Source organism: Cupriavidus sp. L7L, from assembly GCF_004353535.1.
GTDB classification, from domain to species: domain Bacteria; phylum Pseudomonadota; class Gammaproteobacteria; order Burkholderiales; family Burkholderiaceae; genus Cupriavidus; species Cupriavidus oxalaticus_A.
This window is the reverse complement of the sequence record NZ_SMNY01000133.1, coordinates 1-2,110: the sequence shown is the minus strand read 5'-3', so window position 1 is coordinate 2,110 and position 2,110 is coordinate 1. Positions and strand designations below refer to the sequence as shown.

Here is a 2,110-nt window from a genome sequence, read left to right as displayed (position 1 = left end):
CCCGCTCCGTTCACCTCTACACATCCCCCAGTGGAGATCTCGCTGGAGAGATCTCCACAACTACGCCCGTCGACAAGTACATCGGTGCGATGCGAGTCCTGCAGGCCCGCACCGGCAAGCCTCCGCGGGCCGCCCTAGAAAACACGTTTCCTCTGGTGCTCACATCCGACGACGCGGTCTTGTCAACAGCGCGGACCAGTGGGATCCCGCACGCGCAACGCCTGGAGCACGAACCGGTTGTGCAGAACCACCGAGAGCAGATCTTGTTCCTGCAGCGCGGAGATCTCGTCATGCTCCAGGTGGACAACGATGGATACCGTCGCCTGCATATGGCGGTGACTTTCGACGTGACCCCCCGAATCCTCGTGTCCTCGGACCCGATCACGATGCTGTCACCGTGGACGCAGCCCATTGCGGACGCCGACGTTGTCCAGCTCATGGAGGTGGCGCTGCGCCGCGAGTTGACGCAGGCTGAGCAGTTCTTTGCTGCGGTGGCCATGCCGCAAACCTGGCAGAGATGCGGTGGCGGGCCGGTGGCCGCAGTATCAAATCCCGGTAGGGAGGAAGCAGAGCAATGCCGGGTATTCGCAGCGCTGTTCACGCAGCCCAGTGAGAAGCTACGGCAACTCGCTGCAATAGCCCCCGCCTGGGAAGTCGCGCTGGCCGGCGAAGTCCGGCTCTCGCTGTCAGTTCCCAGCGCCGCCAGGCTGAGGATGTAGGAGTAGCGGCATGGTGGCTGCTACTTTAGTCAAGAACGCCGGGCCATCTGGCCTTCAAGGTCTGCCACAGCCGTCTGAACCCGCTTGAAGATGGTGGCGTCATGCTTGGTGCCCTTGGACTTCCGGAAGAGTCGGGCAGCTGTGAACGCCTCTTGCCTGGTCAGCTCAAAACTCGCCATCGCCTGACGATCCGTCGTCTGTAGGCTCAGCGGGATTGTGAACGCCTGGTCAGGGGGCTCCACAACTAGAATCTGGGGAAACGCGCCGAACGTGAAACTGTTGACCGTGAGGTCATGAATTGCGGCAGCGGCAACCGCGCCCGCGATCTCGCATGTTGAAACCCCCTCCTTGGCATACCACGTTGACATCTTTTCTCCCATTTGCCCCGTGGGGCGAGTTACCCCAGAACCTGTTTTGACGAACCGTCTCTTCCCTTTCGGGGTGGCACAGGAGCCGGTTCGGCTTCCATATATTCAGCGGGCAGTAATCGGAGGAATGTCCGGGCCTTCTCAGGATCTCGACACGTCAGCCAATCGTCCCATTCTTCAGACGGAAGCTTCACGACTCCGCGTTTCTCGCTGCCTGGCTTGTGCATGCGGTTCATCAGAGAATGGTGCTCCGCGTTCACAGTAAGCATGGTGAACGAATGCGTCCCATCCGGCCAGTCACGCCAGAGCCCCGCGATGCCGAATGCAGGCTTGTCCTTGAGGCAGATCTTGTGGCGTACAGACTTGGGGCCCGCCTCATAGTTTGGTTCGTACACCACCATCGCCGGTAACGGTAAGGTGCAGCCCATGGACGCGCACACCTCAAGGTACAACGTATGGACATCAGGGATGGATGGAGTTCGATCCCCCGACAGGCTGTTGTCGACCCTGAACTGCCCTTTAAACCGAGAGAGCCTCGATGCCTGCTATAAAGGTTGAGCGGTCATTCGAGGGCATGACTCGGTTGTCACCTCCAGGATGCTCAGGCCATTCTCGATCATGCCTCCGCGATTGAGGTTTGATACCGCCCTTTTTCCGGAGTGTCCTGAGTTTGTAGCACGCGCCGATTGGTGGCTACGCCACAATTGTCTGTAGCTTCTCGTCGGCCAGTTGTGTTTGTTCCAGGAGCCTAGCGCGCGCAGCCTTCTCGATCTGGTCATGCAGCGACTTGCCTTCGTTTTAGAGCTTGTCCCAAGATGACGTAATCATCTTGTAGTCCTTAGTTGTCCCCTGATGAGCAACTTCAAATGCAACGAGAGCTTCGCATTTGTGTCCCAGTAAGAAAAGCCGAGCTGGTGGACACGTATCGCCGTAACCGTCCTCGGCCGTCTTGCCTCAATCGTTGGCTTATCGGCAGTTGGTGTAGATGCCCACAGTTATGCAGCGAATCGAACCGTTACCTTG

Annotated in this window: 3 protein-coding genes; 1 reads left to right on the top strand and 2 read right to left on the bottom strand. The window is 58.8% G+C overall.

Annotation, left to right across the window (positions count from 1 at the left end; all coding sequences use genetic code 11):
- Nucleotides 1–719 (top strand): hypothetical protein (locus tag E1J61_RS37675; protein ID WP_165971629.1); only part of this gene is annotated, 719 nt, incomplete at its 5' end.
- 29 nt (nt 720–748) lie between these two features.
- Here the strand turns inward: E1J61_RS37675 and E1J61_RS36490 are convergent.
- Both E1J61_RS36490 and E1J61_RS36485 read right to left on the bottom strand, forming a co-directional pair.
- Nucleotides 749–1,087: a hypothetical protein gene (locus E1J61_RS36490; RefSeq protein WP_133098609.1), complete on the bottom strand. Its 339-nt coding sequence runs from the start codon at nt 1,085–1,087 to the stop codon at nt 749–751.
- A gap of 29 nt (nt 1,088–1,116) precedes the next feature.
- Nucleotides 1,117–1,488, bottom strand: a complete 372-nt coding sequence (locus tag E1J61_RS36485) for an SOS response-associated peptidase family protein (protein ID WP_371705036.1) — start codon at nt 1,486–1,488, stop codon at nt 1,117–1,119.
- Between the last annotated feature and the right edge of the window lie 622 nt (nt 1,489–2,110).